This window comes from Inquilinus limosus (assembly GCF_051487185.1).
GTDB lineage: Bacteria > Pseudomonadota > Alphaproteobacteria > DSM-16000 > Inquilinaceae > Inquilinus > Inquilinus limosus_F.
This window is the reverse complement of sequence record NZ_JAHVDK010000006.1, coordinates 1-18,711: the sequence shown is the minus strand read 5'-3', so window position 1 is coordinate 18,711 and position 18,711 is coordinate 1. Positions and strand designations below refer to the sequence as shown.

General features: G+C 67.1%; 16 protein-coding genes. 8 read left to right on the top strand and 8 right to left on the bottom strand.

Features of this window, described 5'->3' with window-relative positions:
* Position 1 precedes the first annotated feature (1 nt).
* The 7 genes from KXR53_RS08285 to KXR53_RS08255 all read right to left on the bottom strand — a co-directional run bounded on the left by KXR53_RS08285 (position 2) and on the right by KXR53_RS08255 (position 9,002).
* The gene (locus KXR53_RS08285; protein WP_437374636.1) at positions 2-994 is read right to left on the bottom strand and encodes an ABC transporter ATP-binding protein; all 993 of its coding nucleotides are present in this window, start codon (positions 992-994) and stop codon (positions 2-4) included.
* Positions 995-1,041: 47 nt separating this feature from the next.
* On the bottom strand, positions 1,042-1,950 hold the full coding sequence (locus KXR53_RS08280; RefSeq protein WP_437374635.1) for an ABC transporter permease: 909 nt from the start codon (positions 1,948-1,950) through the stop codon (positions 1,042-1,044).
* Positions 1,951-1,962: 12 nt separating this feature from the next.
* Complete coding sequence (locus KXR53_RS08275; RefSeq protein WP_437357633.1) at positions 1,963-2,961, bottom strand: ABC transporter permease; 999 nt, start codon at positions 2,959-2,961, stop codon at positions 1,963-1,965.
* 403 nt (positions 2,962-3,364) lie between these two features.
* Positions 3,365-5,170: an ABC transporter substrate-binding protein gene (locus tag KXR53_RS08270; protein WP_437374634.1), complete on the bottom strand. Its 1,806-nt coding sequence runs from the start codon at positions 5,168-5,170 to the stop codon at positions 3,365-3,367.
* Positions 5,171-5,376: 206 nt separating this feature from the next.
* Positions 5,377-6,144 carry a GntR family transcriptional regulator gene (locus KXR53_RS08265; protein WP_437374633.1) on the bottom strand — a complete coding sequence of 256 codons (768 nt, stop codon included), beginning with the start codon at positions 6,142-6,144 and terminating at the stop codon, positions 5,377-5,379.
* A 298-nt stretch (positions 6,145-6,442) separates the two neighbouring features.
* Positions 6,443-7,615 carry a galactonate dehydratase gene (dgoD, locus tag KXR53_RS08260; RefSeq protein ID WP_437374632.1) on the bottom strand — a complete coding sequence of 391 codons (1,173 nt, stop codon included), beginning with the start codon at positions 7,613-7,615 and terminating at the stop codon, positions 6,443-6,445.
* 67 nt (positions 7,616-7,682) lie between these two features.
* On the bottom strand, positions 7,683-9,002 hold the full coding sequence (locus KXR53_RS08255) for a mandelate racemase/muconate lactonizing enzyme family protein (RefSeq protein ID WP_437374631.1): 1,320 nt from the start codon (positions 9,000-9,002) through the stop codon (positions 7,683-7,685).
* Positions 9,003-9,155: 153 nt separating this feature from the next.
* Here KXR53_RS08255 and KXR53_RS08250 point away from each other — a divergent pair, with 153 nt between their 5' ends.
* The 8 genes from KXR53_RS08250 (at position 9,156) to KXR53_RS08215 (ending at position 18,352) form a co-directional block, all read left to right on the top strand.
* Positions 9,156-10,193, top strand: coding sequence for a LacI family DNA-binding transcriptional regulator (locus tag KXR53_RS08250; RefSeq protein ID WP_437374630.1), 1,038 nt, complete (start codon positions 9,156-9,158; stop codon positions 10,191-10,193).
* 274 nt (positions 10,194-10,467) lie between these two features.
* On the top strand, positions 10,468-11,664 hold the full coding sequence (locus tag KXR53_RS08245; RefSeq protein ID WP_437374629.1) for a mandelate racemase/muconate lactonizing enzyme family protein: 1,197 nt from the start codon (positions 10,468-10,470) through the stop codon (positions 11,662-11,664).
* A gap of 141 nt (positions 11,665-11,805) precedes the next feature.
* Positions 11,806-13,311: an ABC transporter substrate-binding protein gene (locus KXR53_RS08240; RefSeq protein ID WP_437374628.1), complete on the top strand. Its 1,506-nt coding sequence runs from the start codon at positions 11,806-11,808 to the stop codon at positions 13,309-13,311.
* Positions 13,312-13,394: 83 nt separating this feature from the next.
* Positions 13,395-14,351 (top strand): carbohydrate ABC transporter permease, encoded by a 957-nt coding sequence (locus tag KXR53_RS08235; RefSeq protein WP_437374868.1) that lies wholly within the window; start codon positions 13,395-13,397, stop codon positions 14,349-14,351.
* The gene (locus tag KXR53_RS08230; RefSeq protein ID WP_437374627.1) at positions 14,348-15,238 is read left to right on the top strand and encodes a carbohydrate ABC transporter permease; all 891 of its coding nucleotides are present in this window, start codon (positions 14,348-14,350) and stop codon (positions 15,236-15,238) included. The genes KXR53_RS08235 and KXR53_RS08230 overlap by 4 nt, the downstream gene beginning before the upstream one ends.
* A 15-nt stretch (positions 15,239-15,253) precedes the next feature.
* On the top strand, positions 15,254-16,351 hold the full coding sequence (locus tag KXR53_RS08225; protein WP_437374626.1) for an ABC transporter ATP-binding protein: 1,098 nt from the start codon (positions 15,254-15,256) through the stop codon (positions 16,349-16,351).
* 52 nt (positions 16,352-16,403) lie between these two features.
* Positions 16,404-17,576 (top strand): mandelate racemase/muconate lactonizing enzyme family protein, encoded by a 1,173-nt coding sequence (locus KXR53_RS08220; protein WP_437374625.1) that lies wholly within the window; start codon positions 16,404-16,406, stop codon positions 17,574-17,576.
* A gap of 32 nt (positions 17,577-17,608) precedes the next feature.
* A complete protein-coding gene (locus KXR53_RS08215) occupies positions 17,609-18,352 on the top strand; it encodes a ribonuclease activity regulator RraA (RefSeq protein WP_437374624.1) in 744 nt (247 codons plus the stop codon).
* Between the two features lie 74 nt (positions 18,353-18,426).
* On the opposite strand, the gene KXR53_RS08210 is transcribed toward KXR53_RS08215, so the two are convergent.
* On the bottom strand, positions 18,427-18,711 hold a 285-nt coding region (locus KXR53_RS08210), incomplete at its 5' end, for an oligopeptide/dipeptide ABC transporter ATP-binding protein (RefSeq protein ID WP_437374623.1).

Genomic DNA, 18,711 nt, shown 5'->3' with positions numbered 1-18,711 from the left:
CTCACGCGTCCCCGTCATAGAGGTGGCAGGTCACGCCGCGCCCGCCGGCCAGGACCCGCGGCTCGGGCCGGGTCGTGCTGCAGACGGCCATGGCCCTGGCGCAGCGGGGGTGGAAGGCGCAGCCGCCGGGAAGCCGCAGCAGCGACGGCGCGAGGCCGGGGATGCCCCGGAAGACGCCCTTGTTGTCGAGGCTCGGCAGGCTCTCGATCAGCGCCCGGGAATAGGGGTGCTTCGGGTCCGTGAACATCTCGCGGACCGTGCTGACCTCGACCAGCCGTCCGGCATACATGACCGCGACCTTGTCGACGAATTGCGCCATCAGGCCCATGTCGTGGCCGATCAGGATGACTGCGGCATCGATCGCCTTCTGGACGTTGTCGATCGTCTCCATCACCTGGCGCTGGGTCACGACGTCGAGCGCGCTGGTCGGCTCGTCGGCGATGATGACGTGGGGATCGAGCAGGATCCCGATCGCGATGCAGACGCGCTGCTTCATGCCGCCCGAGAGCTCATGGGCATACATGCGGAAGACGCCGGCGTCGAGATCGACCGACTGCAGCGCCCGCTTGCAGCGGGCCTCGATGGAAGCGCGGGACTCGCCCGGCAGGTGCGACTTCATCGCGTCCACCATCTGGGCGCCGATCCGCGTCACCGGGTTGAGCGAGTTCATCGCGCCCTGCGGGATATAGGCGATCCGCGACAGCCGCGCCTGGCGCATCCCTTCCGCGTCGAGCGCCATCAGGTCGGCGCCGCCGACGATCACCTGACCACCCTCGATCCGGCCCGGCGGCTTGATCATCCGCATCATGGCGAGGGCGAGCGTGCTCTTGCCCGAGCCGGACTCGCCCACCATGCCGAGCTTCTCGCCGGCATTCAGGGTGAAGCTGACATTGTCGAGCGCCTTGGCACGGCCGGAGTCGGTGTAATAGGTCACTTCGAGGTTGCGGACATCGAGGACCGGCCCGGCCCCTGCCGCCGCGGCTGGTGGTGTCATGGCCTTCGTCCGTTCCCGGGGCGGCGCAAGCGTCACATCCATCGCCATCACTCCGACCTGCGCACGCGGGGATTGGCCAGCTCGTCGAGCCCCATATTGATCAGGGCGAGCGATCCGAGGATCAGGATCATCGCGACCGCGGGGATGATCGGCCACCACCACCAGCCGTTGAAGAAGGCGCCCTGCGACTGCGCCGCCCAGATGATGTTGCCCAGCAGCGGCTCACGCAGCGGCCCCAGCCCGAGCACGGCGAGGTAGAAGGAGGCGAACACGGCCGAGAACACCTGCGCCACGAAGGCCGCGGCGATGAAGGGCAAGAGGCAGGGCAGGATCTCCTTGAAGATGATGCCGAGGTCGCTGACGCCCGACAGCTTGGCCACGGCGACGAACTGCCGTTCCTTCATCGTCAGCACCTGGGCGCGGATGACGAGGGTCGGCCCCATCCAGGCCAGCAGCACCACGATCAGCGCCATGGTGACGATGGTCACGTCGCGCTTGTCGAGCGAGCCGGCGATCACGACCTGGATCAGCAGCACCGGGATCGGCGTCAGGATCTGGCAGACCGTCCGGATGACGGCGTCGGTCCAGCCGCTGAAATAGGCCGCGATGAAGCCGAGCACGACGCCGATCAGCGTGCCGAGGCCGCCGGCGACGAAGCCGATGAAGGCCGTCTGCCACATGCCCACGACCATGGCGGCAAGGAGGTCGCGGCCGAAGAAGTCCGTGCCGAAGGGGTATTTCAGGCTCGGCGGCTTCTTCACCGCCGCCGAGAGCGGATAGGCATCCTTCGGATCGACCGTCATCAGGCCGATGATCGTGAAGGCGGCGAGGCCCAGCAGGATCAGGACGCCGAGGGCGAGCCCCTTGTTGCGGCGCAGATACCGCAGCACCAGGACGAAGCTGCCCGGGCGTTCGATTCTCGGTTCGGCGGGTGGCGAGAGCGCGGCGATCGACATGTCTCTCGCTCCTCACGAATTGCGGACGCGGGGGTCGAGCAGCGGGTAGAGGAACTCGACCGCCGTCATCAGCACCGCCACGGCGATCGTGATGAACAGCACGACGCCGTAGATGGTCGGAAAGTCGTTCGCGCGGATGGCGAGGTTGAGCATGCTGCCGATGCCCGGCAGGCCGAACAGCCCCTCGACGATGATGGCCGAGGTGACGACGGTGCCGAGCGCCAGGGCCAGCCCCGTCACCTGCGGCAGCAGCGCGTTCCGGAGATAATAGTCGCGGAAGATCCGGCCGCCGGTCAGGCCCTTGTGCTCGGCGAAATTCACATAGTCCTCGCCCTGGATGGTGACGCCCATGCCGCGCATCGACAGCACCCAGCCGCCGACCGAGCCGAAGATCAGGGCCAGCGCCGGCAGCACCTGGTGCCGCAGCAGGTCGAGGATGAAGTCGAGGGAGAAGTTCGGCACCACGCCGGCCGAATAGGCGCCGCCGAGCGGTAGCCATTTCAGCCGGAAGCCGATGAAGAACAGCAGCAGGATGGCCATGATCACGGGCGGCACGCCCGTCAGCAGGATGAACGGCGTCGCGAAGGCCCGAAGCCAGCGCGGCGCCCGCGGCCAGGCGGCGACGGCGCCGAGCAGATTGCCGATGACGAAGCTGAGGATCGTCGTGACCAGCAGCAGGCCGATCGTCCAGGGCAGCGATTGCGCGATCAGCTCGGCCACGGTCGACGGATAGCGGTACAGCGAGTAGCCGAAATCCATCCGCACGATGTTGCCGAGATAGTGCCAGTATTGCTGGTACAGCGGCTGGTCGAGCCCGAACTGCTGCTGCATCGAGGCGATGATCTTCTCCAGATCGGCCGGCGAGAAGCCGCCGGTGCGGGCCAGTTCGCCGAACCGTTCGCGCAGCGCATTGCGACTCGACAGGCGCGGAATGAAGAAGACGATCGTCGAGGCGGCCCAGACGACCAGGACGAGGAAGAGAAGACGGCGGATGATGAGCTTGAGGGTCATATCAGCGGCCTTTGAGATCGACTCTCCGGCCCTTTCCGTCATGGCGAGGCGTGAAGCGCCGCATTGAGTTCAGAGGGAGCCATCCAGGGGCCACTGCCGCTGGATGGCCACGCCCCTGCGGGGCTCGCCATGACGGTGAAAGGGACTGCGAAAGCACCCGACCAGCCTGCCGCCCCTTGATACGGAGAGCAGGCATATACCCCCACGCAGTCAAGGCGAGCGAAGCGTGGCCATCCAGTCCCGCGGCCTCAACTGCATGGCGGCGAAAGTCTGGATGGCCATGCCCCTGCGAGGCTCGCCATGACGGGTTGAGAGTTCGGGCCGGCAATATCACTGGACGATCCTGGTGCTGTTGCCGTTCAGGAGGTGCGCGCCCGGCGGCGCGCACCTTTCGCAATCGGACCTACGGCGCGCCGGTCGGCTGCAGCGACGTGATCACCAGCAGGCCGGTATGGGCCCAGAACGCGCCGTTGGTGCCCGTGCCGAGGTTCGAGGCGCTCGGCCAGTTCTTCCAGTAGTGGTTGTTGTACGGGATCCGGTGCAGCCACTGGATGACCGGCACGTCGATCACATCGCGCCAGTAGATGCCGAGAGCCTTCGCGGCGCCTTCCTGGAATTTCGGATCGTTGGAGTCGAGCGGCGAGATCTCGTCGAGGATCTTGTCGAGCTCGGGGTTCTTGTAGCGCGAAAAGCGGTTGTTGCCCGCCGCCGAACCGATCGTGTTGCTGTACTTGCCATGGAACAGGTTCATGGCCTCGAACGGATCATAGAGGCTGGCGCCGTGGCCGAAGAGGTAGAGGCCGGGCTTGCCGTCCACCATGGCCTGATAGGCATCGGTGCCGAAATTGACATTCGCGTCGAAGCCGGCCTGGCGCAGCATCTCCGCCAGGACCGGGGCGATGTCGCCATGGATGTTCTCGAAGGCATGGATGGTGGCGTCGAAGGTCTTGCCGTCCTTCTCCCAGAGGCCGTCGTCGTTCTTGGTGAAGCCGGCCTCGGTCATGAGCTTCTCGCTCTCATCCGGGTCGAACTTGCCCGGCTCATACTTCGCCTCCTCGGCCTTCACGGCCTCGGATTCGGCGAATTTCTGCAGGTTCGGATACAGCGGGAACGGATAGATCGTCGCGATCTTGGCGCCGTCATACAGCACTTCGTCGATGCGATCGCGGTCGATCGCGCGGCTGATCGCCTTGCGGACCCGCGGATCGTTGTAGGGCTCGAGCTGGGTGTTCATCCACAGCGAGTTCGGCCACCAGTCGAGATAGCCATAGGGCGGCTCCGTGCCCGTCCAGGACTGGATGTCCTTGTTCTGCTCCACGATGTTGCCGATCACCTGGGCGCGCATGTCGACCGAGGAATCGAACTCGTTGTTCACCAGGCGCTGCGCCACCGTGTCGATCGGCTGGTTCAGCACGTTGACGATGACGACGCGCTTCACCGCCGGCTGGGCGCTCCTCCCCGCCTTCACCGCCCACCAGTCGGGACGCAGGTCGAGGATCTTCTGATTGGCGTTCCAGGCGACGACGTTGTACGGGCCCGAATGCGGGATTTCGTCGAGCCCCACGGCCGCCGTCGGGTTCGGCTGGGCCGATTCCCATTCCGCCGGCACGATCGGCAGGCCGGTATCGAACTTCTCCGTCAGCACCTCGAATTTGAACCGCGGCGCCGGTTGCTTGAACTTGACCTCGACGGTCAGGTCGTCCTTGGCGCTGACGCTGTCGACGAATTGCTGGAAATGCGCGTGATAGGGCAGCGTCTCATACTTCATCTGCCCTTCGAAGGTGTAGACCACGTCCTTGGACGTGACCGGCTTGCCGTCGCTCCATTTGGCGTCCTTGTTGAGCTTGATCTCGAGCGTCTTGAAGTCCGGCGAGTATTCCATGCTGTCCGCGAGCCACGGGATGAATTCGCCCTTGAAGATGGCGAAATACATCAGCGGCTCGAACAGCAGATTGTTGCCCTCCTGATGCGTATAGCCCGGCAGCACCCAGGGGTTGGTGGTGCCGACAGAGGTGCCGCCCGCGACGCCCCAGCCGAGGATCAGCGTCTGGTTGCGGGGCACGTCCGGCAGCGGGCCCTTGGGCGTGATTTCCTGCGCGGGCGGCAGGCCGGCCGACTGCGCGAAGGATGCGGCCGGCGCGGCGATCAGCGCCGCGGCCAGGACCAGGCCGGCGAGACTTTGGCCGGCAAGGCGTTTCAGATCGACCATAAGACAGATCTCCTCCCTTGATTGTCTTTTGCGCCTCACGGGCGCCTTTCCAGTATGACTGCGCGTTCCCCCCTTCTTCCGCGTCAGAGCAATCGGGCGAAGGACTATTGACCTATCCTGTTGTCATGCCCGGACTTGACCCGAGGACCCGCCCGGCGATGACAATAAAAAATGAGCCCTACTCCTCTTCCGCACTCCGAAAACCCTTAACCGGACTGCCCCTTGTCTTTCCGGTTGTTGCGGCGCGCCGCACGCATCTGCTCGATGATGTGGCGCCCGGATCCTTCGACATGGCGGGCGATCACGGCCGCCGCCGCGTCCGCGTCCTGGGCCTTGATCGCGTCCAGGACCTCCTGATGCTCCCGCATCACGGCGGCCTGGCGGCCGAGCGAGATCGGCAGCCGACGGCTGATCGCGCGCAGGATCTCGCGGTGCTTCCACCAAAGATCGACCGCGTGCCGGTTGTAATGGCGCTCGTACATCGTGTGGTGGAACTGCGTGTCGAGCAGCCCGTGCCGCACCGGGTCCGAATAGTTGAGCCGCAGCATCTCGGCGTGGAGCGCCTCCAGCACGGCGATGTCGGCATCGGTCGCGATGCCGACGAACCAGCGCGTCAGCGCCGGCTCGATCAGCACCTCGATCTCGTAGATGTCCCGGATGAAATCCTCGTCGATCGGCCGCACGCGCGCCCCGCGATTGGGCGTCATCACAACGAAGCCCTCGCCGCGGAGCTGCTGCAGCGCTTCGCGCACCGGATTGGTCGAGGTGCTGTGCCGCTCGGCGAGATCGGCGACGATCAGGCGGGCATTGGCCGGGATGCGGCCCGAGATGATGTCCTCGCGGATCGCCTCATAGACCGAGGCCTCGCGGTCCGCCTGAAACGCAGGCAGGTCCAGGCCGGAAACAGTGCCGACGGGCTGCGCTTCCGCGCCGCCTTCCGCTGTCCACTGATGTCCGGCCTGGGGATTCGACACGCGATCCTCCGGATTTTGTGTACGATCTTTGGCGAACTCGACACGAAATGTCGAGTCTGAAGCGCACCAGGCAAGAAAGATTATCGTCCCTCGCGAGCACAGAAGCGCGCAGCCTCTCCCGTTTGTGAGACTTTTTCAAAACACTCATCCCTTACCGTCATTGCGAGGAGGCGAAGCCGACGAAGCAATCCATGCCTCCGTTCGAGCGGCGCCATGGCTTGCTTCGCTGCGCTCGCAATGACGGTGTGGGGAATTCCGAAACTCTCTCGCAAGCGGGAGCGGCAATCGGCCAGCGCCCTCACCAATCCACGATGCTGCCGTCGTCCAGGATGGCGTTCTGCGTGTGCAGGATCTCCGGCGCGAAGGGGTGCTTGGCGCATTCGGCCTCGTCGACCTCGACGCCCAGGCCCGGCGCGTCGGGGACCTGCCAGAAGCCGTCGACCATGCGGATCGGGCCGCGGACCACGTCGAAATACCAGGGCACCGCGCCCACCATCTCCTCCTGGATCACATGGTTGGGGGTGGAGACGGCGAAGTGCAGCGCCGCGACGCCCGCGATCGGCCCCAGCGGGTTGTGCGGCGCCACGCCGACCGACACCGCTTCCGCCATGGCCGCGATCTTCTTGGCCTCCAGCAGCCCGCCGCAATGGCAGATGTCCGGCTGGATGATGGAGACGGCCTGGGCGGACAGCAGCTCCTGGAACTCCGCCCGGTCCACCAGCCGCTCCCCGGTGGCGAGCGGCACCGTCGTGCGCGCCGCGAGGGCCTTGAGGCCGGCGGTCTCGCCCGGCGGCAGCGGCTCCTCGATGAACATCGGCCGGCCGGGCGCCAGCGCCTCGATATAGGCCAGCGCCGCCGCGACGCCGGCGGGGCGGCCGTGGAAGTCGACCATGACCTCGACCTCCGGCCCGACGGCCTGGCGCAGCGCCTGCATCATGCGCGCGACCTTGTCGGCCTCCGGCAGCGGCGCGTGATAGTGCGTGTACGGGATGAACACCGCCTTGAAGGCGCGATAGCCCTTCGCCACCACCTGATGCGCGCGCTCGACCAGCGGCGCTTCGTCCAGCGTCTCGTAGACCGCCCGCATGTCGCCGAGCCCGAGATGGGTGTAAACCCGCACCCGGTCGCGCACCTTGCCGCCGAGCAGCCGCCAGACCGGCACGCCGAGATGCTTGCCCAGGATGTCCCACAGCGCCATTTCGATGCCGGAGACGGCGCTCATGCCGATCACCCCCAGGCGCCAGAAGCTCTGCTTCTTCATCGCGCGCACCGCCTGCTCGATGTCGCGCGGGTCGCGGCCGAGCAGCAGCGGCTCAAGGTCCTGCACGGCGCCGGCCACGGCACGGGTCTTCCATTCCAGCGTCGCCTCGCCCCAGCCGAACAGGCCGGGATCGTCCGTCATGACCTTGACGAAGACCCAGTTGCGCATCTCGGCATTGACGATGCGCGTCTCGATGCCCGTGATCTTCATGGCGTCGTCCTGAGCAGCCGGCCGGTCCGGCAGGGTACCGCGTCCGTCCGGGCGAGCGAAGCCGGGCTCAGCCGCGCGACCGGCGCTCGAAGCCGACGCGGATCCGGTTCCAGTCCTCGGTCGGCTGGAACAGGGTACCGGGATGGCGCAGATGCGCCGCCACCGCCTCCTCGTTCAACTCGATGCCGAGGCCCGGCGCATCCGGCACGGTGACGTAGCCGCCCTCGAGATAGTCGGGGTCGATCCCGGTCACGAGGTCGCCCCAATGCGGGATGTCCAGCCCGTGATGCTCGACCGCCACCAGGCCGGAGATCGCGGCGCCGCAATGCACATTGGCCATGAAGCCGATCGGGGTGCAGCAGGCGTGCAGCGCGGTCGCGAGCCCGAAACGCTCGCCGTAATCGGCGATGCGCTTGGTTTCCAGCATGCCGCCCGAGGTCAGCAGGTCGGGGTGCAGGATGTCGAAGGCGCGGGTCTCGATCGGTTCGCGGAACCCGTCCCAGAGATACAGCTCCTCGCCGGCCGCGATCGGCGTCAGCAGGGCGTCGGCCACCTTCCTGTGACCGGCGACATCGTGCCAGGGCAGCGGGTCCTCGAGCCAGGCGAGATCGAACGGCTCCAGCGCCTGGCCGAGGCGGATCGCCTCGTCGGCCGTCACGAAGCCCTCACCGAAATGGTCGATGCACAGGGAGATCTCGCTGCCGACCGCCTCGCGCACCGCGCGGACCACATCGACCGCGGCGGCGATGCCGGCCTGGCTCAGCTTGATCCCCCGCCCCGCCCCCGGCGCGCGCCAGGCCTTGGCCAGCTCGTATTCGTGCCGGGTCGCCTGCCCCACCAGCGCGCCGTCGACCGCGTTGAGGAAGCGCGGCGGCAGGTCGAACTTGATGAAGGTCAGACCCAGCGCCTTGCGACGCAGCACGGCCTCGACATAGCCCTCGGGCGTCATCTGGGCCGGCGCCGGGGTGTCGCCGTAGATCCGCACCCGGTCGCGGTGCTTGCCGCCGAGGAACTGATGGCAGGGCACGCCATAGGCCTTGCCGACAAGGTCCCACAGCGCGATCTCGATGCCGGAGACGCCGCCCCCTTCCCGCCCCCAGCTGCCGTAGCGGCGCAGGGCCGAGAAGATCATGTCGACATTGCAGGGATTCTGCCCCAGCAGCACGTGCTTGAACTGCAGGGCGTTCTCGGCATGGCCGCCGTCCCGTACCTCGCCGAGGCCGGAGATGCCCTGGTTGGTGTCGATGCGGAGGATCGGGTGATAGCCGCTGCCGACCACCACCGCGACCCGCAGGTCGGTGATCCTGAGCTCGCTCGGCCGGGAATGGGTCGAAATCGCGTCCTCGACCCGGCCGAGGGCCGCACCGTCCAGGCGTCCTGTGGCCATGATGTCCGCCCCGCTGCAGTTTGCTGTTCGTTAGGTTTCTTGCTATCATTACCAAACAAGTTGCGCAAGACGGAGCGGCTGCGCGCGACGATGTTGACGGCAGAACGACCGCTGCGGCAGAAGGTGCGGCCCAAACAGGGAGCGCAACACCGCATGACGTCAGGCCGCGTCACCATCCAGGACATCGCCGACAGGCTCGGGATCTCGAAGTTCTCGGTGTCCCGCGCCCTGTCCGGCAAATCCGGCGTCGGCGAGGCCACCCGCAACCGGGTGCTGCGCGCCGCCCACAGCATGGGCTATCGGCGCAGCCAGGAGCAGCCGTCGGCCGGCGGCCAGATCCTGTTCATCCGCCAGGAGATCGACCCGGTGTCGAGCGAGCTGTGGCTGAACATGCTGCATGGCGCCGAGCGCGAGGGCGAGCGGCTGGGCTTCTCGATCGTGCCGCGCCAGGCCCGGCACCTGGCCGAGGGCGGTCCGCTGGACAGCGCCGTGGCCGGGCTGATCCTGGCGGTGCCGCGGCCGCACGAGATCTCCGCCCTGGCCGCGCGCACCGGCCTGCCGGTGGTCTGCGCCACCTATGTCGGCGCGATGGAGCGGATAGACCAGGTGGTCGGCGCCGACTGCGAGGCAGGCGTGGGCGTGGCCCGGCTGCTGACCGGCCTCGGCCACCGGGCCGTGGCCTTCGTCCATGGCAGCACCCTGCCCCTCGGCCGGGCCGAGCGCTTCCGCGGCTTCCGCGACGGGATGCTGGAGACGCCGGACACCACGGTCGAGGACATCGTCTTCGACGAGGCGGAGGGCTTCCGCGACGCCTTCCTCGCCCATCTGCGGCGCGGCGGCGCGCCGACGGCACTGTTCTGCGCCCATGACGGCATCGCCGTGAACGTGATCTCGGACCTGCTGCGCCTCGGCATCCGCGTGCCCGAGGACATCTCGGTCGTCGGCTTCAACGACTTCGCCGCGGCCTCACAGGTATCGCCGCGGTTGACCACGGTGCGGACGCCGCAGGTCGAGATCGGCGCCGCCATGGTCCGCTGCATCGCCGACCGGCTGGGCGACGCCGAAGCTGCGGCCCGGCCTCCGGTGCGCCTGGCGCTCGTGGCCGAGATCGTCATCCGGGCCTCGACCGGCCCGGCGGCGCCGACCGCCTGGCTGACGCCGGCGCTGAAGCGGGCGAAGGCGGGAAAATAGCGAGGCCTCTTCAACCTTCCCCATCTCTCTCCGTCATTGCGAGGAGGCGAAGCCGACGAAGCAATCCAGGGGCCGGGCGAGCGGCCCTGGATTGCTTCGCTGCGCTCGCAATGACGGTCTTGGGTATTCTCGCAGGCGGGAGCACCTAACAAGTTGCAATGCTTCCTGTCTGTGTTAGGCTCGATCATCGACTGCCTAGATCGGACATAAAAACGGCAGCGGAGAGGGAACACCGGGTGGGCGGCAGCGACCGTCCCCGACCAAGCGGGGCGCCATGAAGATCGTCGATCTGAAATGCGCCGTGATCGGCAAGAACCCGATCGTGCGCATCGTCACCGATGAGGGCCTCAGCGGCTATGGCGAGGTCGAATCCTACAAGCCCTATCTGAAGCCCCACATTCTGCATTTTCGCGAGGCCCTGATCGGCGAGGACCCGACGCTGGTCGAGCGGGTGATGCTGCGGATCCGCCAGCGCGGCGCCTTCAAGCCCTGGGGCAGCGCGGTCAGCGCCATCGAGATGGCGCTGTGGGACGTCGCCGGCAAGGCGGCGGGGCTGCCGGTGCACAAGCTGCTCGGCGGCAAGGTGCGCGACCATGTCCGGGTCTACAACGGCTCGCTGCGCGTGCCGATGGCCGGCTATCAGCCCGAGCACTATGCCGAGGACGCCAAGCGGCAGATGGCCCTGCCCGAGGGCTTCACCATGATCAAGCAGGGGATCGGCTTCCACAGCCCGATGAAGCGGGAGGTGCCGGACTTCTACTACGGCACGCCGGGGCAGAGCGTGTTCCACGGCGCGCTCGATTCCGGGCTGATCACCGAACGCGGCCTGAAGCACATGGTCGACTGCGTCGCGGCGATGAAGGAGGTGCTGGGCGACAAGGTCGGCCTGGCGCTCGACTGCGGGCCGGGCTGGACCGTGCCGGACGCGATCCGTTTCGCCCGGGCCGTGGAGGAGTACAACCTGCTCTGGCTCGAGGACCTGATCACCGGCGACTACGTGCCCTATGTCAACGCCGACGTGTACCGCGAGGTGACCCGCGCCACCTCGACCCCGATCCACACCGGTGAGCAGATCTATCTGCGCCAGAACTTCAAGACGCTGATCGAAGGCCATGCGGTGAACGTGGTCGGGCCCGATCCCTGCGATGTCGGCGGCATCGCCGAGCTGAAATGGATCGCCGAATACGCCAACCTGCACGGCATCCTGATGGCGCCGCACGGCACTGGCAACGGCCTGCTCGGCCTGGCCGCGCTGGTCCAGGTCTCGGCCACGCTGCCGCCCAACTTCATCGCCTTCGAATATCCGAGCGGCAACCCGACCTGGTGGTACGACATCGTCGACGGCCTGCCGAACCCGATCGTCCGCAACGGGCTGATCGAGGTCTGGGACCGGCCCGGCATGGGCGTCGACATCGATCCCGAACGGGCCAGGCGCTATCTCGCCGAAGAAGATTCAGCCTTCTTCGATTGAGCTGTGCCAGCGACCCCGGAGACTAACAACATAACGAAAGCCGCAACATCTTGCGGAGCAAACCTTGACGCATTTTGTGCCTGAAGCCTAGGCTGGCCCTGAACTCGCAGACGACAAGCGAGGCCATTGGGAGGACTGCTCATGACCAAGCCTCATGCAGGTGACCTCGTTCCCCATGCCGTCGACCGCCGTCGCTTTCTCGGCTATGCCGCCGGGGCCGGGGCGCTGGCCGCGGGCCTTGGCCCGCTCCGCGCCCTGGCGCAGGACACGGGCATCGACACCGCGAACTGGACGCCGGACTACATCAACAGCATCGCCGGCACGGTCGAGGTCGACACCGCGGCGGAATGCGCCAAGGTGGTGCCGCTCGACTACAAGGGCCGCCTGACCTACTGGTGGGTCGGGCCGAACGAGGCGTCGCCCAGGATCGATCACGAGATCGACGCCCAGTTCTGGGAGGCCTTCGCCAAGACCTATCCGAACATCACGGTCGAGAAGCAGAACCTCGACTACAACCAGATGCTGAACAAGCTGCGCGCCGCGGCGCTCGGCAATGCCGCGCCGATGGTGGCGAAGCTGCCGATCCTGTGGGGCGTGGAGTTCGCGGCCAAGGGCCAGCTGAGCGAGCTGTCGCCGGAGGCGGTCGGCTACCGCACCGCCGATTTCTGGCCCGGCGCGATGAAGTCGGTGACCTGGAAGGACAAGACCTATGGGGTCCCGACCAACAACGAGACCATGGCCCTGATCTGGAACGCCGGGATCTTCCAGGAGGCCGGCCTCGACCCCGAAAGCCCGCCCGCGACCTGGGACGACCTGGTCGCCTATTCCAAGCAGATCAAGGACAGGACCGGCAAGAACGGCTACGGGCTGGTGGCCCGGCCCAATGCCGGCAACACGCCGTTCCGCTTCATGCCGCAATGCTGGGCCTATGGCGGGGGGGCGCTGGACGAGGCCGAAGCGAGCCCGACCTACCAGGAGGTCTACATCAACAATGACGGCTCCAAGGCCGCGCTGCAGGCCTCCTACGACATGTATGTCCGGGACAAGTCGGTGCCGACCTCGGCCCTGACCAACACCCAGACCGAGAACCAGGATCCGTTCATCGCCGGCCAGCTGGCGATGATGATCAGCCATCCGGCGGAATACGCGACCATGCTGGACCGCGCCAAGAAGGCGACCGGCGCCGACAAGAAGGTGGCCGAGGCGGTGGTGGCGAACATGCGCTACGGGCTGATCCCGAAGGGGCCGGTGCGGCGCGCCGTGGTCTTCGGCGGCTCCAACGCCCACATCTTCAACCCGGATGTGGTCGATGGCGGGCTGGACATGGACGCTGCGCGCGCCTTCGTCGCCTTCGCCACCGGGCCGGAATGGTCGACCAAGGTGGCCTGGGTCGCCTCCAATCCCGGCAACACCCGCGGCTTCCGCACCAAATGGATGAAGCAGCGGCTGGCCGAGATCAAGTTCCTGAACGTCACCACCTCGATGCTGCCGAGCGGGATCCCGTTCCCAGTGATCCCGGAATCGGCGGAGATCATGAACATCATCGTCCCGAACATGATGCAGAACGCGCTGACCGGGAAGATGACCGTGGCCGAGGCGGCCGACGACGCCGCCAGCAAGATCAAGGACCTGCTGTCGGGCCTCTAGGCCCATCCGTCCCGCACCCCGGCCGGTACGCCTGAGCCGCCGGCCGGCCCCGTTCCCCCTGCAAAGGAGAGTCGGGCGTGACCATGGCTGCCGCGCAGGACGATGCGCCCCGGGCGCGGGCGGTGCCCCGCCGTCGCCCCGGCCTGTTGCGACGCATCGCCCGCCACTGGGCCGACTACCTCTACATCCTGCCGGCCTTCGTGGTGATGCTGCTGGTGATCGGCTATCCGATCTACGACACCATCTACCTGTCGTTCTTCAACACCCCGCCCAGCCTGGCCATGGCCGACAAGACCTTTGTCGGCCTCGACAACTACGCCCGCATCCTGGGCAGCGACAGCTTCCGCGAAGTCACGATCAACACCCTGATCTGGACGGTGTTCTCGACTTCCTTCGCCTTCATCCTCGGGCTCGGCGCCGCCCTGTCGCTGAACAGCTATTTCACCGGCCGCGGCCTGCTGCGAGGCCTGTTCCTGATCCCCTACGTGATCAGCGCGGTCGCCGCCTCCTATGTCTGGCGCTGGCTGTACCACAGCGATTTCGGCGTGATCGGCGCGCTATCCGTGGCCTTCGGCATCACCGAGGCGCCGATCAACTTCCTCGACAACGTCCACACCTCGCTGCCGTCGCTGATCGTGGTCAACATCTGGAAAGAGTTCCCCTTCGCCATGATCATGCTGCTGGCCGGGCTGCAGACCGTGCCGGACGAGCTGCACCGCGCGGCCAAGGTGGACGGCGCCGGCACCTGGCCGCGCTTCTGGCACATCACCATGCCGCATCTGAAGGGCGTGACGCTGGTGACCGTTCTGCTGCTCCTGGTCACCAACCTGAACGCCTTCACCATCCCCTGGATCATGACCGGCGGCGGCCCGGCCGGGTCGTCCGACATCTGGATCACCCAGATCTATCAGCTGGCCTTCGGCCGCATCCGCTTCGGCATCGCCTCGGCCTATTCGGTGATCCTGTTCGTGGTGATGATGGCGCTCGGCTACTTCTACGTCCGGGCACTGACCCGGGGCGACGGGAGGCGGCCGGAATGAGCGCCACCACGATGGAACCGCGCTCCGCCCCGAGGCGCCGCCGCGGCAAGGCCGGCCCCTGGGGCATGACCCGCATCGTCTACTTGGTCCTGCTCGGCATCTTCACCGTGCTGCCGATGGCCTGGATGCTGCTGACCTCGGTGAAGACGCAGTTCGCCGCGCTGCAGTATCCGCCGGAATGGATCCCGTCGGAGCCGACGCTGGAGCAGTACACGCGGCTGCTGTCGCCCGCCAACGAGGTCGGGCAGGAGTTCCTGCGCTACCTCTTGAACAGCATCATGGTGTCGGCCGCGACCACGGTGCTGGGCGTCGCCATCGCCGTACCGGCCGCCTACGCCTTCTCGCGCTTCCGCTTCCCCGGTCGCAAGCTGCTGTTCTACGCGGTGCTGGTCCGGAACATGTTCCCGGCCGTGGTCTTCCTGATGCCCCTGTTCATCATGATGAAGTGGATGGGGCTGGTGAACACCGCGTGGTCTCTGATCCTGACCTATCTGACCTTCGGCCTGCCGCTGTCGATCTGGCTGCTGAAGGGCTTCTACGACAACATCCCGCCGCAGCTGGAGCAGGCGGCGCGGATCGACGGCGCCACGCGGTTCCAGGCCTTCCTGTTTGTGGTCATGCCGCTGTCCTCGCCCGGGATCATTGCCACCGCGATCTATTCCTTCGTCCTGGCGTGGAACGAATACGTCTATGCCCTGACCTTCATCAACGACAAGAGCAAGCTGACCCTGCCGGTCGGGCTGGAACGCTTCTTCACCGAATACGCGACCAACTGGCCGGGGCTGATGGCGGCCTCGTTCATCATGAGCGTGCCGGTGGTCGTGCTGTTCCTGGTCCTGCAGAAATACTTCGTCCGCGCCCTGACCGAGGGCGCGGTCAAGTCCTGACGAGAAGGGGAGCCCATGGCGCAGGTGGTGCTGCGGGACGTGGTCAAGCGGTACGGCGACATCTACGCCGTCGACCATGTGTCGCTGACGGTCGAGGACGGCGAGTTCGTGGCCCTGGTCGGCCCGTCCGGCTGCGGCAAGACGACGACGCTGAACCTAGTGGCCGGGCTGATCGAGCTGAGCGACGGCGACATCCAGATCGGCGACCGGCTGGTCAACGACCTGGACCCGAAGGACCGGGACATCGCCATGGTGTTCCAGAACTATGCCCTGTACCCGAACAAGACGATCTACAAGAACCTGGCCTTCCCGCTGAAGATGCGGAAGCTGCCGGCGGCCGAGATCGAGAAGAAGGTCCGGGCCGCGGCCAAGCTGCTGGACATCGAGCATCTGCTGGACCGGCGGCCGCGCGAGCTGTCGGGCGGGCAGCAGCAGCGCGTGGCGCTGGGCCGGGCGCTGGTGCGCGACCCGCGCGTCTTCCTGATGGACGAGCCGTTGTCGAACCTGGACGCCAAGCTGCGCACGCAGATGCGGGCGGAGCTGAAGCGGTTCCACCAGGACCTGAAGGCGACGGTGATCTACGTCACCCACGACCAGATGGAAGCCGTCACCATGGCCGACAAGATGGCGGTGATGACCGGCGGTGTGCTGCAGCAATACGACACGCCGGAGCAGGTGTTCGAGCATCCGGTCAACACCTTCGTCGCCGGCTTCGTCGGCAGCCCGGCGATGAACTTGCTGCCGGTCCGGGTGGTCGGCAACGCCACCAGGGCTGCGGTCGAGAGCCTCGATGGCTGGCGCTGCGCCCTGTCCGACGCCAATGCGCGGAAGGCGCAGGCGGCGACCTATGGCGAAGCCGTGCTCGGCGCCCGGCACAGCACCATCCGGCTGCACCGGGAGGAGGTGCCGGGCGCCATCGCCGGCCGGGTCTACACGGTCGAGCCGACCGGCGACATCACCTACGCCCATGTCCATTTGGGATCGGCGACGGTCGTGGTCAGCGTCGCGCCGGATGTCCGGCTCGGCCCCGACCAGCCGGTCTGGCTCGAATTCGACCAGCAGAAGCTGCACCTGTTCGACGGCAGGACCGGACAGGCGCTGCCGGCCGCCTGAAATACTACCGGCCCCGGCAAGCGGGCCGGCTCTCGGAGGGAAGGAAGAACCCGTGAAGATCACCAATCTGCGCACCGCCGTCATCGCGGGGAACTTCCCCTGGGTGCTGGTGAAGGTGGAGACCGATGCCGGCATCACCGGCCTGGGCGAGGCCTATTGGGGCGCCGGGGTCGCCGAGCTGGTGCACAAGGCCAAGCCGGTGATCATCGGCGAGGACCCGGTGAACATCGGCAAGATCGTCGAAATCCTGATCCGCTGCCTGTCGGGCGAGGGATCCCAGGCGGGCGCCACCGTGACCGCGATCAGCGGCATCGAGATCGCGCTGTGGGACCTGCTGGGCCGGGCGCTGCAGACCCCGATCTCGACCTTCTTCGGCGGTCGCTTCCGCGACAAGGTCCGGATCTATGCCGACTGCCACGCCGGCGACATGCCGGAGCCCGCTTCCTACGCCGCCAAGGCGCGCGAGGTGGTGGCGGACGGTTTCACCGCGATCAAGTTCGACCTCGACACCCGCAACCCCTACACCATCGACATCTCCGACGACCCCAACCCGCGCCGGCAGTGGTTCGAGCCGTTCAACCGCACCATCGGGTCGCGCGAGATGGCCTGGATGGTCGATGTCGTCCGGGCCGTGCGCGAGGCGGTGGGGCCCGAGATCATGGTGGCGATGGACGCGCATTGGAAGTTCGGAGTGAACGACGCGATCAAGCTGGCCCAGGCGCTGGAGCCCTTCGACCTGCTGTGGCTGGAAGACCCGGTGCCGCCCGAGAACATCGAGGCGCAGCGCCACGTCACCCATTCGACCCGGACGCCGATCTGCACCGGCGAGAACCTGTACCGCAAGCACGGCTATCGCGAGCTGATCGAGAAGCAGGCGGCGCGGATCATCGCCCCGGACATCCCGAAGATGGGCGGGCTGGCGGAGGCCAAGAAGGTCGCCGACCACGCCGACCTCTATTACATCCCGATCGCACCGCACAACGTGGCCAGCCCGATCGGCACGGTGGCCGGCGCCCATGTCTGCGCCGCCATGAACAACTTCCTGGTGATGGAATTCCATGCCCACGACGTCGAGTGGTGGAGCGACATGGTCGATGGCGGGCCGCCGATCGTCGACGGCTACATCCACCTGAACGACCGGCCGGGCCACGGGCTGACACTGAACGAGGACGTGGCGCGGGCGCATCTGAAACCCGGATCCAGCTATTTCGGCGACGAGCCCTGATCGCCGTCGACGGACCAAAGGACGAACCGAGAATGATCGAGACCAGCGACATCAAGCGGCCGCCGGCGGAATGGTCGGCGGCGCTTCAGGCAATCGGCGCCGCGACGGCGAGCAGCACGCTCGCCCATATGGGCATCCGCAACAGCCATATCTGCGGCCCGGTCGCCTGGACCAGGGGCAAGGCGATCGCCGGCCCGGCGCTGACGCTGCAGTTCATGCCGAAGCGCGAGGACCTGTATGGCGAGGACGAATACGCCGAGCCGGAAAAGCAGCTGCACCGGCATGTGCTGTATCACGCCCAGAAGGGCGACATCGTCGTCGTCGACGCCCGCGGCGACATGAGGAGCGGCGTCTTCGGCGACATGATGCTGACCTATTTCAAGGGCCGGGGCGGCCTGGGCGTGGTCATCGACGGCTGCATCCGCGACTATCCCAACACCGGGCGCCTCGGCCTCGGCTTTTGGCTGCGCGGCGTGACCCCGAACTTCCACACCCAGACCGACCTGATGCCCTTCGGCGTCAACATCCCGATCGCCTGCGGCGGCGTGCTGGTGATGCCGGGCGACATCATCGTCGCCGACGATGACGGCGCCGTGGTGGTGCCGGTGGCGCTGGCGCCGGAGGTGATCGAGAAGGCGACCCAGCACCATGAATGGGAGGAGTTCTCACGCGAGCGCCTGTCCCAGGGCGGCGATCTGCGGCGCTACTATCCCCTGAGCGATGCCGCCCGGCCGGAATACGAGGACTGGCTGAGGAGCAAGGGCCGGGCGCCGTAGGCGGACCGGCACGCGCCGTCACTGGCAACGACCCCGGCCACCGCGCCCATCATGATGAGGCCGGCCCCGCAGCCTCAGATCGGGATCGGGTTGGCCTTGGCGAAATGGCAGGCGGCGAAATGCCCGTCGCCGACCGGCGCCAGGAGCGGACGCTCGCGGGCGCAGATCTCCTGCGCCAGCGGGCAGCGCGTGCGGAAGCTGCAGCCTGAGGGGATGCTGGACGGGCTCGGCACATCGCCCTGCAGGATGATGCGTTTCTGCGGCCGGTCCGGATCAGGCTCCGGTGCGGCCGAGAGCAGCGCCTGCGTGTAGGGATGGTGCGGCGTGCCGTACACGGCGGCCTTGGGGCCCGTCTCGAC

Excerpts from the sequence above, each read along its gene's own strand:
- KXR53_RS08285 (WP_437374636.1), bottom strand. The coding sequence starts at position 994 with ATGACACCACCAGCCGCGGCGGCAGGGGCCGGGCCGGTCCTCGATGTC.
- KXR53_RS08280 (WP_437374635.1), bottom strand. The coding sequence starts at position 1,950 with ATGTCGATCGCCGCGCTCTCGCCACCCGCCGAACCGAGAATCGAACGC.
- KXR53_RS08275 (WP_437357633.1), bottom strand. The coding sequence starts at position 2,961 with ATGACCCTCAAGCTCATCATCCGCCGTCTTCTCTTCCTCGTCCTGGTC.
- KXR53_RS08270 (WP_437374634.1), bottom strand. The coding sequence starts at position 5,170 with ATGGTCGATCTGAAACGCCTTGCCGGCCAAAGTCTCGCCGGCCTGGTC.
- dgoD (WP_437374632.1), bottom strand. The coding sequence starts at position 7,615 with ATGAAGATCACGGGCATCGAGACGCGCATCGTCAATGCCGAGATGCGC.
- KXR53_RS08255 (WP_437374631.1), bottom strand. The coding sequence starts at position 9,002 with ATGGCCACAGGACGCCTGGACGGTGCGGCCCTCGGCCGGGTCGAGGAC.
- KXR53_RS08250 (WP_437374630.1), top strand. The coding sequence starts at position 9,156 with ATGACGTCAGGCCGCGTCACCATCCAGGACATCGCCGACAGGCTCGGG.
- KXR53_RS08245 (WP_437374629.1), top strand. The coding sequence starts at position 10,468 with ATGAAGATCGTCGATCTGAAATGCGCCGTGATCGGCAAGAACCCGATC.
- KXR53_RS08240 (WP_437374628.1), top strand. The coding sequence starts at position 11,806 with ATGACCAAGCCTCATGCAGGTGACCTCGTTCCCCATGCCGTCGACCGC.
- KXR53_RS08235 (WP_437374868.1), top strand. The coding sequence starts at position 13,395 with ATGGCTGCCGCGCAGGACGATGCGCCCCGGGCGCGGGCGGTGCCCCGC.
- KXR53_RS08230 (WP_437374627.1), top strand. The coding sequence starts at position 14,348 with ATGAGCGCCACCACGATGGAACCGCGCTCCGCCCCGAGGCGCCGCCGC.
- KXR53_RS08225 (WP_437374626.1), top strand. The coding sequence starts at position 15,254 with ATGGCGCAGGTGGTGCTGCGGGACGTGGTCAAGCGGTACGGCGACATC.
- KXR53_RS08215 (WP_437374624.1), top strand. The coding sequence starts at position 17,609 with ATGATCGAGACCAGCGACATCAAGCGGCCGCCGGCGGAATGGTCGGCG.